The following is a 14,869-nucleotide window of genomic DNA, read 5'->3' as shown; positions in this document are numbered from 1 at the left end:
CCCCACAGGTTTTTTTCAGGGCTTGCTCTTTGGGGTGTGTGGGTGAGGGGTGGGGGGTTTTTTTGGGGGGGGGGGTGGGCCCCCCCCCCCCCCCCCCCCCCCCCCGCCCGCGTCCTGCCTCAGCAGCCGCAGGTGTAGAAGAGGATGTCCCAGTGGCTGCCCTCCTTGGTGTAGAGGTTGCCGGAGGGCGCCCGGTACTGGTAGCCGAAGCCGGAGATGTAGCCGACGTAGGTGTAGTGCGCCGAGATGTAGTTCTGGATGCAGGTGCTCAGCGCGATGTCCAGCTTGTAGCCGTTCCAGTGGCTGTAGGTGCCGCTGGTGTGCCCGACCTCGGTGCCGGCGGTGATCGTGACGGCGCAGCCGCTGGCGCGTTTGAAGGTGATGATCCCGTCGATGGTGGCCTGCCGGACGCCGTCGAACGAGGTGCAGGTGGAGACGTAGCGGTCGCTGCAGTTGCCGCTGGAGGTCCAGGAGATGCCGGCGGCGCTCAGCTGCGACGTGGCGCTGGAGTGGCTGATGGCGAAGGCCGGACTGGCCAGCCCGAGCGCGGCCCCGATCGTGGCCGCGACAGCGACCAGCAGGGTGAGCAGGCGGCGGCGCAGGGGGGAGCGGGTGGACGACATGGCTCTCTCCGTTCGCGTGGGGAATCTATGCGATGGGAAAGGCCGACCTTGAAAATTTTCTACCAGACATCGATAGATATGACTAGTAGGAGCTGGTGTCGCCCTGCCGGCGCGCTATCCGGTGGGGGTCGCGGCGAGTTCGGTGCAGCCGCGCAGGTCCGCGTACTCCCGGAGGACGCGTGCCGCGTCGTCCCCTCCGGCGAGCTGGGGCTGGCCGGTGCGGCGGGAGATCAGCGCCGGCACCAGCTCCGTCTTCACGATCTCCGCGCCGCGCAGGGTGACCCGCAGGATCCCCGTGTCGTTGCTGTACGCGTCGTCGCGCCACCACAGGAAGTTGCCCAGCCCGTACTGGACGAAGGTCCGGTCGATCCAGCCGTCACCGAGCAGCAGGTGCGCGTGGGTGCCGACGACGAGGGAGGCGCCCGCCTGGGCCATCTCACCCGCGAACGCGCGCGCGTCGGCGGGTGGGCAGCTGTCCCCCTCCGTGCCCCAGTGGACGTACACGACGACCACGTCGGCCTGCTGGCGCGCGGCGCGTACCGCGGCGACCGCCCGGGTCAGGTCCCTCGTCATCGCGATGCCGGCGCGGTCGTCGGTGGCCCGCCACTGCGACCACAGTTCGTCGACCTGGCTGAAGGCGAGGAAGGCGATCCGCGTTCCGCCGATCCGGGTCGTCCACGGCGCGTACGCCGCCGCCGCGTCGGCGCCCGCCCCGACGGTCGGCATCCCGGCGGCCCTCGCGGCGTCCACGGTGTCGGACAGTCCGACCCGTCCGTAGTCCAGCGTGTGGTTGTTCGCGATCGACACGACGTCGACCCCGGCCGCCTTCACCGCGTCGTACGCGCTCGCCGGAGCCCGGAAGAGGAACTGCTTCGGCTCCGGGGTGCCGCGCGTGGTGACCGCGGTCTCCAGGTTCACCATCGTCAGGTCCGCGGCGGACAGCGCCGACGAGATCGACCCGAACGCGGTCGCCGGATCGTCCAGCAGAGCCGCCGTACGGCCGGCGAAGTGCACGTCGCCCGCGAAGGCCAACGTGACCTCGGCCGGCCCGGCCCGCGACGGGGACGCCGTCGCCGCCGCGGCGGAGCGGGCCGGCTCACCGGCCGGCGGTGCGGACCCGACCCGGCATGCGGTCAGCGCCACGGTCAGGGTCGTCGCCAGCGCGACGAGGGATCGTGCCCGTCTCACCCAGGCAGCGTACGGCGCAGCGCCTGTCCCGGCGCCGACTTGACGAAGTTGCTCAAGCGCCTTGGCTTGGGGGAGCCGCCAGAGAATCAAGCGGGAAGCTCAGGGAAGCTGCAGCTCGGCCAGTGCACGCTCAGCTTCGACCCGTACCGCCACCTGGTGCTCGCTGTCGGCGTCAACCGTGGCGGCGAGCACGTGACGAAGCGCCTCCCGGTACGCGATGTCCCACGCGTGTTCCGCATCGCACGACTGGTCCGGCTTCACGCCAGTGCCTTCCCAATTCGTGCCGGTCACGGGATTTATCGAGCGGGCGCACGGCACGCGAACGTCGACATGCGGACTCACCTGGTAGGTGTCCGACGGGTGCGCCCCGCCGCGAGTGGTCTCGCCGATCAGCGTCGCCCGACCCTGCGCCTGCAGGTTGTAGCAGATCTCCTCACCGGCGGAGAACGTCTGCGCACTGGTCAGCACAAGGACCGGCCGGTCGAGGTAACGCGGAGCGGGAAGGTGAGGCAGCGTCCAGAACTGGCGAGTGCGCCGGGTCGTGCCGTCGTAGATGTCGTTGAGGTGCACCGGCTTGTCAGGCAGGAAGTAACTGCAGAACAGGGCCACCGAATCCGGCGTCCCGCCACTGTTGCGGCGCATATCCAAGATCAGCGCATGCGTGTGCGCGACGAGCTGCATCGCCGCCGCGTACGCCGACGCGGTCCAGGCCGGATCGCCCACGCCGCGCATCTCGATCAGCCCGACGTTACCCGCGAGGCGCTCGACCCTGTGGATGCCCTCGGCGTTGAGTCGGTACCGCTCCCGTCGCGCTGCCACCTCACCGGCGTCGTCGTCAGCCCGATCCCAGGCGGGCCGGGCCCGCTCGTGCCAGATCAGACGCAGGTGACGGTCGGGGCAAACCGATTGCAGATCGTCGGTGAGCGTGGTGCACAACTGCGGACCCGGGAGCCCGTCGTACCGGCCATCGTCGAGACGCCGCCGCACGACCGTTGCCATCTCGGCGGCTCGTTCGGGGAAGACGTAGTGGGCAGTGATGCGGTCCAAGACCCCGGAAACCGTGTCCGCGTTGCTCATCGGCGGGCAAGCTACCGGCCAGCAGCGGGGAGCTGCAAAGGATTTCTGCAGTCGAGTCACGCGCCAAGAGGGTTCGAGATCCGTGTACCCATCGCCCCCGCGCCGGCTGACAGGATGGACTCATGTGGGGCAAGGGTTGGTTTGCTCAGGCGTCCGTCATCGTCGCGGTGGTCCTGTCCGCAACGGCATGCACGCCTGCCCGGGACGTGGGTCAGCGTGACGGTCCGCGGCCCGCATCGGCGTCTGCCACCTCGGCCAGCACCGGCGCCGGTGCGCCGCCCGCGACGTCCACAGACTCGGGTCAGGTGACGTGTGCGGATTCCATCGCCGTCTCGCCTCAGCCACCCGACGGGTACCGGATCGTCCTGGGGGATGCGGCGGTGCCGACCGGGAGAGTGCTCCAGGTGGCGGAATCGGGGGAGGCAGACCCCGCCGCACGGTGGTTCGCCAAGTGGGGATTGGTGGTGCGGGCAGGCACAGAAGTCGACCTCCTGGTCGCACCCGGCTGGGAGGACCGGGCCCGCATCGCTTGGGGTCCCTCAGCGGCGCCCGCCACGACCGCGCACGTGAGCGCCTGCGCGCCTGCCGCCGGCAAGGGTCAGTGGCTGGCCTTCGCCGGCGGGACCTGGGTCGCGCGGGCGGCCTGCGTTCCGCTGCTCGTCCGTTCAGGTGGGCGACAGGCCGAGGTACGTCTGGCGGTCGGCGCGCCCTGCGACGACGCCGACCGTCCTTAGCGCCACCCCCGACGGCACACGGAGGCCGGGCCGACTCCGCCCGGCCTCGGGTCCTGGTCGCGTACGCCACCGCGAGCAGATCACGGACCGCGAGCGATGTGGACGGCTCCCAGCCCACCGTGCGGTTAGATGTCCCGGTGGGCGGTGACTACGAGCGCGAGCGTGCCCGAAAGATACGGATGGCGAGCGGGAACCTCGGCCGCGCCATGCACCTGATGAGAAGCCGTGACCCGCAGGCGGCGGAGGACGGGTTCGCGCTGGTGCGGGACATGGCGGGCCAACACGTCGACGAACTCATCGACGCGTTCGACCGCGAGACCGACCACGGCGTGCGGTGTTGGCTGTTGGAACTGATCGGGGACGCGCGTTCAACCCGGGCGTTCGACCTGCTGGCTACGGAACTGCTGAGCGACGACGAGTCCATCAGCTCCTGGGCGGAACGGGGCCTGCGACTGCTGGACACCAGAGAGGCTCGACGGTTGCTGTGGCAGCGGAAAAGAGAACGCCGGGATGGTCCGGACCGCTGATGGACAGGAACCGCCGGCTGCCCGAGGGTGTGTCCATGACGACCGACAGAGCCCGGCTGGGCGCCGTGGCTCTCCTGGGGATCTCCGCCGTGGTCGGGGCCACTGCGGCGCTGTCCACCCTCGGGTTCGTGAGCGAGTACGGCACCAGGAGCGGGTCCTGGACCAGGGGAGCGGTGGACGGTCTCGAGTTCGCCGTCGTGCCGCTGCTGCTGACCGGCGCCCTGGCCGCAGCCGCCTTCGGGCTGGCCCGGCGCTCCGCGCTCCTACGGGTTCTGGCGGTGGCCGCGGCTCTCCTAACCGTTGGCGGTGTGCTGGTTGCCGGGGCACGAGGTGCCGTGGCCCGGTACGACCAACTGCCACGGCTGCCATCCTGTGACGGCGCGCAGACCGCCGGCTCGCCGGCGGAGCCGGTGGTCCACGCGGTGCAGGCGGCCTTCGCCGGCATCGCGCATCCCTGGCGCTTCTCGGGCGCCGAGAGCACCGGAATGCACGGGTGCGGCACGACTCTGCTGAACGTGTCGTTCGACGACGCGGCGGCGCACTACCGTGCCGAGCTAACCGGCGTCGGCTGGGTCGTCACTCACGACGACTCCTGGCTGACGGCCCACCGGGACGGGCTGATGTTCGTCCTCGCCGAGTCCCGGTGTGGAAACGTGGCGATCACGATCAAGCCTGCGGAGGCACTCATGTCTCCCGAGGTCTGCTGACCGGTGGAGGTTTCCTCCGCACCAGCATGGCGGAGTGGACGCAATGCGAAACCGACCGACGTGCCGCGCCGCCATGCCACTGACGACGTTGTATGCTCCCTCGCGATGATGACCTCTCTCGGTAGATTGGGGGTCCCGTCCGCGCAAGGTGAGTGCTGATGCACTCCCGGGCCGCGAACGCGGATTCTCGCCTTTCCTTCTGGCTGCGCGTGCGCGAGTTCGCCGTGCCGCCCTCCATGATCGATTCTGCGACTGCTCGTCGCCATGTCGGGGACTGGGCCGGGGCGTGCGCCGCCGCCAGCGTCGACGTCGACTTCGGTCTACGTTCCGTTGCTCGTACCCATGGCCGGGAACTCGCGGCCCGGGTCCGGGCCGACCTGCGCCATCTGGCTCCCGACCTGCTGCGCTGGCACCTGCCGCGGATCGCTCCCGACGGGCTGCTGCGTCCTGGCCTGACCGTCGCGCTGGGCCCGGTACGACCCGGCGGACCACGACGGCGACCGCACCGTGCACCTCGTGGCCCGGACCGCACCCGCGTGGGCAGATGCCGGTCAGCGGCTCAGCCTGGCGCTGTGGGACGGATCCCGCTCCGGGGACCGATCCTGTCCTCACCCGCACCCCCGACCCGACCGCCGGTTCCGCCTAGACCTGCACCGCCACCTCTGGGACGCGCGCAGAGCCGACGAGCTGCGGGCCCGGTCGGGCGCGGATCGGCTGCCCGGCGACGGGCGTCCTGCGGTGGACCTTGAACCGTTCGGGGCGGCGCTGCGGGGGCGCGGATGCGCGGTGGACCGGTGGGCGGCCGAGGCGGCGCTCCTGCTCCGCGCCGAGGGGCGGACCAGCGGCCGCGTCGCTGTGCGGCTGGGTGCCCGGAACCGGCTGGTCCTCGACGTCACCACAGGCGGGGAAGGCCGGTGGCCCGAGGCGCGGATCGCGCCGTCGGCGACGGGCTCGGATGCCACGCTGCCGGTGCTGCCCGACGCGGCGACATGGGTGCTGCCCGACCTGGACCTGCTTCGCGCCGGGCTGATCGATGTCGATCGGCTGCATCCGCTGGTGGCGTCGGCACTGGTGCCCGACCGTCCGGCGGCGACAGCGCCGACGGCTCCGGACCAGCCGGGACAGCCGCGCATCGTGGAGTGTCGGGGAGCCCGGCACCGGATCGGCCTGGTCGACGGGGTGCTGGTGCCGCTCGACCACGACCCGGCCGAGATCCGCCGGGAGGAACTGCTGGCCGCGCTGACCGGTACCCCGCTCGCCTGCCTGCGCGCGATCGACGAGGCGCACCGCACCCCGGAGTGCCTCGCCGACGTCCGCGCACGCCTGGACCACGGCGACACCGCCGGTGCGCTCGCCGTGGTCGAGGCCCTGCTCGGGCCCGACGCCCTGCTGCGCAGCGGCGACCTGCGCGACGAACTGGAAACGGCCGCCCTGCGGCGGGTCACGTACGGACTGTTCAGGGCAGGACTCGTCGGTTCCGGACCGGGCCCCGCCCGCGCGGACTGTCGCCGTACCCGTGACCACCGCTCGCACCCACGCCACGCGGCGCGCCGCTGACCACCGGGCCGGTCCCACCCGACGGCCCTCCACGTACCCGCCACCACTCCCACAGGTGATTGAAGATGTCTGCATTGACCTCGTACGTGTCCACCGATGCCCCTGTCGAGCCGACCCACGCTCCTCAGCTCGATGTCGCCGCCGAACTGCTCGCGCTGCTCGGCGCCACCACCACCGAACCCCGCCCCGACACCCAGCTGGAGGCCCTGACGCTGGCCGTGGCCGCGGACCTGCCCGTGCTGCTGTGGGGCGAGCCGGGGATCGGCAAGACCGCCGCCCTGACGCAGCTCGCCGCGACGCTGGACCTGCCGCTGACAACCGTTGTCGCCAGCGTCCACGAACCGTCCGACTTCTCGGGACTGCCGATCGTCGGCGACGACCCGGCGGCGCAGGGCGTCCCGATGGCCCCGCCGGACTGGGCCGTGCGCCTGGTGCGGGCCGGCCGGGGGCTGCTGTTCCTGGACGAGCTGTCCACCGCGCCGCCGGCCGTCCAGGCGGCCCTGCTCCGCCTCGTGCTCGAGCGGCGCATCGGCACCCTGCGGCTGCCGCCCGGGGTCCGGATCGTGGCCGCCGCCAATCCGCGCTCCTCGGCGGCCGACGGCTGGGAGCTGAGCGCGCCCCTGGCCAACCGGTTCGTCCACCTCCAGTGGGCCCACGACAACGACGTCGTCGTACGCGGCCTCGGTGGGATCTGGCCCCGAGCGGCGCTGCCCCGGCTCGACCCGGCGCTGTTGTCGGAGGCCGTCACCTTCGCCCGCCGCGCCGTGTGCGGGTTCCTGACCGCCCGCCCGGGGCTGGTGCATCGGCTGCCGAGCAACGAAGGCCGCCGGGGTGGTCCCTGGCCGTCGCCCCGCAGCTGGGACATGACCCTGCGCCTGGTCGCCTTCGCCACCGCGGCGGGCGTCTCGCGGGACGTGCTGTCGTTGCTGGTCAGAGGCACCGTCGGGGACGGCCCGGGGCTGGAGCTACTGGCCAGCATGGATCGGATGGACCTGCCGGCCCCCGAGGCGCTGCTGGCCGACCCGGCGGCCGCCGTCCTGCCCGAGCGGGGAGACCTCCGCCAGGCCGTGCTGGACGGCGTGGTGGAGGCGGTCCGCCGGCGTCCGGAGAAGGCTCGCTGGGACGCGGCGTGGGCGCTGTTGGTGCGGGCGCTGGAAACCGGAGCCCCGGACCTGGTGGTGGTTCCCGCCACCACACTCGCCGCCCTGCGCCAGGAGGATTGGGACGTCCCGGCGTTGGTCGAGCGGCTCGCCGGGGTGGTGTCGGTGTCCCGGCGCGCAGACCAGGCGGCGGCCCGGGTCGTGGCGGCGGCGGGGAGCAGCCGATGACCCCCGAGCGCACGCTGGACCTCGGAAAGCTCTTCGCCGCGCGGCTGCACGCCGCCCGGGTCCGGCCCTATTTGGCGACGGCGTTGTTCGCCCTGCACGTGGTGGAGTCGCGGCGGGTGCCGACGATGGCGGTGGACCCGCACTGGCGGTGCTACGTCTCGCCCGTCTTCGTGGACCGTACCCCGGTGGAGGAACTCGCCGGGGTGTGGGTGCACGAGGTCTCGCACCTGCTGCGTGACCACCACGGGCGCGGTGACCGGGTGGCGCGGGAACGGGGGCTGGTCGGGCCGGGGGAGCGGCTGCGGATGAACATCGCCGCGGATTTCGAGATCAACGACGACGTGTTCGGTGAGGGGTTGGCCCGACCCGAAGGCGCCGTCGAGCCGGGGTTGTTGGGGCTGCCCGAGGGGGAGCTGATGGAGGACTACCTGCGGCAGTTCGGGCTCGGGCCGCGTACGCAGGGGCTGGTCTGGCTGGACTGCGGCAGCGGCGCCGACGGGCTGGATCGGGAGTGGGACCTGGGGCCGGACGGCGCGCACGGCCTCAGCACGCAGGAACGGGACCTGGTGCGGTTCCGGGTGGCGCAGGGCATCATGGGCCGGCCCGGGGACGTCCCGCAGGGCTGGCGGAGGTGGGCGGAGAAGGCGCTGCACCCGCCGCAACCGTGGCGGGAACTGCTGGGGGCGGCGGTCCGCTCGGCCGCCTCCGCCGCCGGTGCCGGCGAGGACTACACCTACGGCCGGCCGTCGCGGCGCTCCGCCGGGGTGCCCGGCGCGATCCTGCCGAGCCTGCGACGCAGGCCCCCTCGGGTGTGCGTGGTCATCGACACGTCCGGGTCGGTGAGCGACGCCGAACTGGGCAGCGCCCTGCTTGAGGTCACCGCGATCTCCCACGCCGTGGGCGGCCGGCGCGACCTGGTCAGCGTGCTTCCGTGCGACGCCGCGGCCCAGGTCGTGCATCCGCTGTGCCGCGCCGAGGACATTCCGCTGCTGGGCGGCGGAGGGACGGATCTGCGTACGGGCTTCGCCCGGGCGCTGCGCGCCCGGCCCCGACCGGACGTCGTCGTGGTCCTGACCGACGGGCAGACGCCCTGGCCGGCGAGGCGACCACCGTGTCGGACGGTGGTGGGACTGTTTCCCCGGCATGGGCCGGCCCGGTCGTGGCACGAGGACGACCCCGACTACGTGCCCGACTCGCCGCCCACTTGGGCGCGAGTGGTCGACATCGGCTCCGGCGCCCGGTGAGTCCACCGGGGTGGCGGGGCCGACCTGCCGGCGACCCCGCCCCTGACCTACCGGCCTCTCATGGCACCGGTTGCGGCGGGGGAGGGCCCACGTAGCGCGAGTCCGGCCGGATGATCTTCGAGTCCTCGGCCTGCTCCAGCACGTTCGCGCACCACCCGATGACGCGGCTGGTGGCGAAGGTGGGCGTGAACATCTCCCGGGGCAGCCCGCACAGGTGCATGACGACGCCGGCGTAGTACTCCACGTTGGTGTGCAGTTCCCGGCCGGGCTTCAGCTCCGCCAGCAACGACAGGACCCGCTCCTCGACGGCCACGGCGAAGTCCACCAGCGGCCCGCCGAGGTCCTGGGCGATCCCCTTGAGCATGCGGGACCGCGGGTCCTCCGTGCGGTAGATCGGGTGCCCGAAGCCCATGATCCGCTCGCCACCGAGGATGCGTTCGCGCAGCCACGGGTCGGCTCGGTCGATCGTGCCGATGGCGTCGAGGGTGTCCAGGGCCCGGCTGGGGGCACCGCCGTGCAGGGGGCCGGAGAGCGCGCCGAGGGCGCCGCCGACGCAGGCGTAGAGGTCGGCGCCGGTGGAGGCGATGACGCGGGCGGTGAAGGTCGACGCGTTGAAGCCGTGGTCGACGGTGGCGATCAGGTAGCGCTCGATCGCCCGGGCGTGACGTTCGGACGGCTCCTCGCCGGTGATCATGTACAGGTAGTTCGCCGCGTGGGACAGGTCGTCGCGCGACCCGATCGGCTCCAGACCCGCTCGCAGGCGGTACAACGCCGCCAGCAGGCTGGGCGTCAGCGCGCAGAGTGCCATGGCCTGCGCCCGCCGTTCGGCGGGCGACGTGTCGTACAACGGGCGGGCTCCGGCGGCGAGGCCGGCGACGGCCAGCGCGGCGCGCAGGCCGCCCATCGGGTCCGGCGACGTCGACGCCGCGGCGATGTCGGGCAGCGCGGCGGCGACCGCGGGCGGGATGTGGCGCAACGGCACGATCTCCTCGTGCAGCGCCTTGGTCTCGACGGGCAGGGAGCCGTCGATGAGCAGCGCCCAGACGTCCTCCAGCGTCCGGCGCTCGGCGAGGTCGATGGCGGAGTACTGCCGGTAGTGGTAGATGCCCTCGGTGCCGCGGACGTGGCCGACGGTGGTGTCGGTGACCACGACGCCGGCGAGCCCGCGGGGAGCGGTGATGGTGTCAGCCATGCGGGCAGCGTCATGCCGGCGGCCGGAGCCAGTCAACATTGATCCAGTCAACGTGAGACCATGGCCACATGGCCGAGGAGCAACTGCTGACGACCGCCGAGGTGGCCCATCGCCTGCGCATCAAGCCGGAGACGATCTACGCGTACGTCAGCCGGGGGCTGCTCGCCAGGGTCAGGGTTCCCGGCGAGCGCACCAGCCGCTTCCGGCTGGCCGACGTCGAGCGGCTGGCCGCCCGCACCCAGGCGACCCGGCCGGAACGCGATGCCGCGCCGGCGATGCGGACCGCCACCACGTTGATCGCGTACGGGCGGCTGCACTACCGGGGACTGGATGCCGCGAAGCTCGCGCCCGTGACGCCGTTCGAGGAGATCGCCCGGTGGCTCTGGACCGGCGAGCGGCGCCGGGAGCCCTTCGCGACGTCCGCCGAGACCGTCGAGACGGCGCGGCGGGCGAGCAGTCACCTGCCGGCCCAGGCCCGGCTCTTCGACCGGCTGCCGGTGATCGTCGCCGTGGCGGCCGCGATGGACCCGCTGCGCTTCGACCTGGCGCCCGCCACCGTGACGGCGCTCGCGCCCGCGCTGCTGTCCAGCATGGTCGACGCGCTGCCCCTCGCGGGCGAGGCGCCCGCCGACGACGCCCTCGCGACCCGCCTGTGGCCGCGGCTGACGGGCACGCCGGCGTCCACCGCGGGGCTCCGGGCGCTGAACGCCGCCCTCGTCCTGCTCGCCGACCACGACCTGGCCGCGTCGACCATCGCCGTACGCGTGGCGGCATCGACCCGGGCGAACCCCTACGCGGCGGTGCTGGCGGGGCTCGGCGCGCTGGACGGGCCGATGCACGGGGCCGTCGGCAGGAGCGTCCACCGGATGATCGAGGTGGCGCTGCGGGACGGGGCGCCGGCGGCGATCGCCGAGTGGCTGCGGACCGGCGCGCTGCCCGGGTTCGGGCACTCGCTGTACCCGGACGGCGACCCGCGCGGAGCCGCCCTGCTCGATCTCGTCGCGGAGCTGCCGACCGGGGGCGAACTGCGGCGGGCCGTCGACGACCTGATCGCCACGGCGGCGCGGCGGGGCGCCCTGCCCAACGTCGACCTCGCCGTCGCCGCGTTGGCGCACGCGACCGGCATGGGCCCGGGCGCGGCGGAGGTGATCTTCGCGGTCGCCCGGACGGCGGGCTGGATCGCGCACATCGTCGAGGAGTACGCGCAGCCGAGCAACCGGTTCCGGTGGAGCAGCGGCTACACCGGGCCGCCACCGGAGTCGGCGTGAACTCCGACGTGCGGCAGCGTCCTGGCCCCCGCACGTCACGAAAGTCGAGTCCCCTCCGACGCCGACAGGGTGGCCGCCCGGCGGGGTGGCCACCCTGCGCAGGACCGATTCCCGCGGTCTCGGTCGCGGCCCGGGGCGATCCGGATGGTCGCTCAGACGGCCCTGCGAAGACCGGCGAACTGCAGGGCGGTGTAGCCGGCGACCACGACCGCCTGCACGATCACCAGCGCGGTACCCAGGCCGGTCAGCGGGAACCAACCGGCGACGAGCACCATCACGCTCGCCGCCACCCAGGCGACGTTGGCACCCATCACCACACCCACAGCGGCCCTGCTCACCACGGGCCGGGAGGCGAGAAACAACAGGGCGGCCGCGTAGGCCACCAGGAACGCCCCGGCCGGGTAGAGGAAGCCGGCGGGAAGGCCGAACATCTCCCCGAAGATCACGGCGGCGGCGACGTACACGACCCCGTTGCCGCCGGAGCCGATCGCGTCCTGCTTGAGGGCGAAACGGAGCAGTTTTGTGTCGGCGACGGTCTGGGCGGGACTGGTGACGGTGGTCATGTCGGAGGTCCGTTCGTAGTCGTGACGTGCGTGCGAGCACGACGCTACGGAGATCCACCCCGAGCCGAATCAGTCATCGTGACGGTAGGTTCCTGACCGTGCTGCACGGACGAGCCGGGGAACAGGCGGACATCGAACGGCTGCTGGCGGAGGCCAAAACCGGCAGGAGCGGGGTGCTGGTCATCCGCGGCCCGGCGGGAATCGGCAAGTCGGCGCTCCTGGACCATGCCGCCGAACGGGCGGAGGGCATGCGGGTGCTACGCGGCGTCGGTGTCCAGTCCGAGGCCACGTTGCCCTTCGCCGCACTCCACCTGCTCCTGCGTGCCGGGCTCGACCGGATCCCCGCACTGCCTGACGCACAGGCCGCCGCGCTCCGCGGTGCCCTCGGGTTGGGTGACCCCGCCCCGGAGAACCGGTTCCTGGTCGGGTTGGCCACGCTGAGCCTCCTCGCCGACCTCGCCGGCGACGGCGCGCTGCTCTGCCTCGTCGACGACGCACAGTGGTTCGACCAGGCCTCCGCCGACGCGCTGCTGTTCGCCGCCCGCCGCCTCGAGGCCGAAGGCGTCGTCATGATCTTCGCCGCGCGCGCGGGATTTCCGGCCGCGGGGCTGCCCGAACTCCGGCTGGGCGGGCTGGACGACGCGGCCGCTGCCGCCCTGCTTCCCCCCGACCTTCCACCGCAGGTGCGGGAGCGCCTCATCGAGGAGTCCGGCGGCAACCCCCTGGCGCTCGTCGAACTGCCCGCCGCGCTCACCGCCGAACAGCGGGCGGGACGACTGCCGCCGGTGGGCGCGATGCCGGTCGTCGACCGGGTCCAGGAAGCCTTCCACGCACGGATAGCCGCGCTCGCCGAGCCTGCCCGGACCGCGCTGCTGATCGCGGCGGCGGACGGCTCGGGAGAGCTCGACACCCTGGTGGGTGCGGGCGCCTCCCTCCACGGCCTCGAGGAGGCCGAGCGGAGCCGGCTGATCGAGATCAGGGGCGCGACCGTGGGATTCCGCCATCCCCTGATCAGGGCCGCCGCCTACCAGAGCGCGCCGGTGACCCGGCGCCTCGCCGTACATCGAGCCCTCGCCGACGCCCTCACCCGCTCGGCCGCCGTCGACGCGGCCGACCGGCGGACGTGGCACCTGGCCGCCGCCACGCTCGGCCCTGACGAGGACGTCGCCCGGGAGCTGGAGAATACGGCGGAACGGGCACGTACGCGGGGCGGCCACGCCGCGATCGCGACCGCCTACGAGCGGGCCGCCGAACTCACCGCCGACCCGGTGCGACGATCCGAACGGCTGGCCGCCGCCGCGCTGGCCGCCAGTGACGCGGGTCTGACGGGTCGCGCTGCCGCGCTCGCCGACCGGGCGACGCCTGAGGTGGACGACCCGGACATGATCGCCGCGCTGGTCCAGGTACGCGCGCATCGGGAGTTCGAGTTGGGCACACCGCTCGCGGCGGGCCGGATCCTCCTGGACAACGTCCCCCGCGTGGCCGCCCGCTCCACCGAGCGGGCCACCTGGTTGCTGGTGGAGGCCATCCGCTGCGCCTGGTTCGCCGGTGACACCCGACTGGCGGAGGAGGCCGCGGCGAGTCTCCGCGCGCTTCCCGAGATCGGGTCACCGCTGGTCGGTGCGGCGCTCGGGCTCAGCCGCCTGTTGGGCGGTGACATCGGTGGCGGGATCACGCTCATGGGCGAGGCCGTCGACGCACACCCGGGTGCGGGGCTGGGGGTGCCGGGACTGACCTTCACCGCCGCTGTCTGCCTTCCGCTGGGCCGCACCGCCGTCTGCGAGGAGATCACCGGCCGCGTCGTGGCGGACTGCCAGCAGAACGGGATGATCGGCTGGCTCGCCTTCGCGCTCAACGACCACGGACTCGCGCAGGGGTGGCTCGGCCGGTACGGCGAGGCCATGACGTCCCTCAACGCGGGCCTGCGGCTGGCGGCGGATCTGGGCCACGAGCCTCGGGTCAGCCACCTCACGTGTTCGCTCGCCTGGGTGCTCGCGCAGCAGGGGAACGTCGACGAGTGCCGCGCGAAGGCCGAGGAGGGCATAGCGGGAGCCGGCGAGCAGGGACTGGTCCTCGCGGCGGACATCGGACGCTGGGCACTCGGCATGCTGGAACTCGGCCTGGGTCGTCCGGCCGCCGCCCTCCGGCAGTTGGCGGCCATCCCCTCGGCAGGGATCGCTCTCCTCAGCGCCGCGGATCAGGTGGAGGCAGCCGTCCGCAGCGGCGAGGCCGAGCGGGCGAAGGAGCCGCTCGCCCGGTGTCTGGCCTGGGCCCGGCACGTCCGCCAGCCGTCGTCGGACGCGATCGCCCTGCGGTGCCGGGCCCTCGTCGAGGAGAACGAGGCACACTTCGCGCACGCCGTGCGGCTTCACCAGCAGGACGTTCAGCCGTACCAGCAGGCGAGGACGCAGCTCGCCTACGGCGAGTGGCTGCGGCGGGCACGGCGGCGGGCGGATGCCCGTACGCAACTGCGCGACGCGCTGGACACCTTCGACCGGCTCGGTGCGCGGCTGTGGGCCGAGCGGGCTCGCGCGGAGCTGCGCGCGACGGGGGACGTGCCGGCGGCGCCCCGCAAGGCCGACGATCCGCTCAGCGTGCTGACTCCCCAGGAACGCCAGGTCGTGCGGCTGGCAGCCACCGGCGCTTCCAACCGTGACATCGCCGCCCGGCTCTTCCTCAGCCCGCGGACCGTCGGCTACCACCTCTACAAGGCGTTTCCCAAGCTGGGTATCACCTCGCGGGCCCAACTGGCTTCCATCGCCGGGTCGTCGTCGGCGCGGAGTTGAGGGTCCCGGCAACAGGCTCCCGCCAGGATCGTCCAACGTACGCCGGCAATGACGCAATTCATGCCGATGGTCGGC

General features: G+C 73.0%; 11 protein-coding genes and 1 pseudogene. 7 read left to right on the top strand and 5 right to left on the bottom strand.

The annotated features are described in order from the left end of the window. Positions 1–119: 119 nt before the first annotated feature. The 3 genes from ACZ6O2_RS23625 to ACZ6O2_RS23615 form a co-directional block, all read right to left on the bottom strand. Positions 120–623 carry a hypothetical protein gene (locus ACZ6O2_RS23625; protein ID WP_350711986.1) on the bottom strand — a complete coding sequence of 168 codons (504 nt, stop codon included), beginning with the start codon at positions 621–623 and terminating at the stop codon, positions 120–122. 114 nt (positions 624–737) lie between these two features. Further along, the gene (locus tag ACZ6O2_RS23620) at positions 738–1,811 is read right to left on the bottom strand and encodes a CapA family protein (protein WP_466024307.1); all 1,074 of its coding nucleotides are present in this window, start codon (positions 1,809–1,811) and stop codon (positions 738–740) included. Between the two features lie 99 nt (positions 1,812–1,910). Then, the gene (locus ACZ6O2_RS23615; RefSeq protein ID WP_466024306.1) at positions 1,911–2,888 is read right to left on the bottom strand and encodes a S41 family peptidase; all 978 of its coding nucleotides are present in this window, start codon (positions 2,886–2,888) and stop codon (positions 1,911–1,913) included. An 871-nt stretch (positions 2,889–3,759) separates the two neighbouring features. Here ACZ6O2_RS23615 and ACZ6O2_RS23610 point away from each other — a divergent pair. The 5 genes and pseudogenes from ACZ6O2_RS23610 to ACZ6O2_RS23590 all read left to right on the top strand — a co-directional run bounded on the left by ACZ6O2_RS23610 (position 3,760) and on the right by ACZ6O2_RS23590 (position 8,985). Next, positions 3,760–4,149, top strand: a complete 390-nt coding sequence (locus ACZ6O2_RS23610; protein WP_350711983.1) for a HEAT repeat domain-containing protein — start codon at positions 3,760–3,762, stop codon at positions 4,147–4,149. A 35-nt stretch (positions 4,150–4,184) separates the two neighbouring features. Further along, positions 4,185–4,856, top strand: a complete 672-nt coding sequence (locus tag ACZ6O2_RS23605) for a hypothetical protein (protein ID WP_466024305.1) — start codon at positions 4,185–4,187, stop codon at positions 4,854–4,856. A 158-nt stretch (positions 4,857–5,014) separates the two neighbouring features. Further along, a pseudogene (locus tag ACZ6O2_RS23600) lies at positions 5,015–6,413 on the top strand (hypothetical protein). 65 nt (positions 6,414–6,478) lie between these two features. Next, positions 6,479–7,741 (top strand): AAA family ATPase, encoded by a 1,263-nt coding sequence (locus ACZ6O2_RS23595; RefSeq protein WP_466024304.1) that lies wholly within the window; start codon positions 6,479–6,481, stop codon positions 7,739–7,741. Continuing rightward, on the top strand, positions 7,738–8,985 hold the full coding sequence (locus ACZ6O2_RS23590; protein WP_350711979.1) for a vWA domain-containing protein: 1,248 nt from the start codon (positions 7,738–7,740) through the stop codon (positions 8,983–8,985). Before ACZ6O2_RS23595 ends, ACZ6O2_RS23590 begins: the two co-directional genes overlap by 4 nt. Before the next feature lie 58 nt (positions 8,986–9,043). On the opposite strand, the gene ACZ6O2_RS23585 is transcribed toward ACZ6O2_RS23590, so the two are convergent. Then, positions 9,044–10,177, bottom strand: a complete 1,134-nt coding sequence (locus ACZ6O2_RS23585) for a citrate synthase (protein WP_466024303.1) — start codon at positions 10,175–10,177, stop codon at positions 9,044–9,046. Positions 10,178–10,245: 68 nt separating this feature from the next. Here ACZ6O2_RS23585 and ACZ6O2_RS23580 point away from each other — a divergent pair, with 68 nt between their 5' ends. Further along, positions 10,246–11,445 carry a citrate/2-methylcitrate synthase gene (locus ACZ6O2_RS23580; RefSeq protein WP_466024302.1) on the top strand — a complete coding sequence of 400 codons (1,200 nt, stop codon included), beginning with the start codon at positions 10,246–10,248 and terminating at the stop codon, positions 11,443–11,445. Between the two features lie 152 nt (positions 11,446–11,597). On the opposite strand, the gene ACZ6O2_RS23575 is transcribed toward ACZ6O2_RS23580, so the two are convergent. Continuing rightward, on the bottom strand, positions 11,598–12,008 hold the full coding sequence (locus tag ACZ6O2_RS23575; protein ID WP_350711976.1) for a hypothetical protein: 411 nt from the start codon (positions 12,006–12,008) through the stop codon (positions 11,598–11,600). A gap of 98 nt (positions 12,009–12,106) precedes the next feature. Here ACZ6O2_RS23575 and ACZ6O2_RS23570 point away from each other — a divergent pair, with 98 nt between their 5' ends. Further along, complete coding sequence (locus tag ACZ6O2_RS23570; RefSeq protein ID WP_466024301.1) at positions 12,107–14,794, top strand: AAA family ATPase; 2,688 nt, start codon at positions 12,107–12,109, stop codon at positions 14,792–14,794. The last annotated feature ends 75 nt before the right edge of the window (positions 14,795–14,869 follow it).

Source organism: Micromonospora sp. NPDC048040, assembly GCF_055587185.1.
Note: the sequence above shows the minus strand (reverse complement) of the source record. Positions and strands in the feature narration are given on the sequence as shown.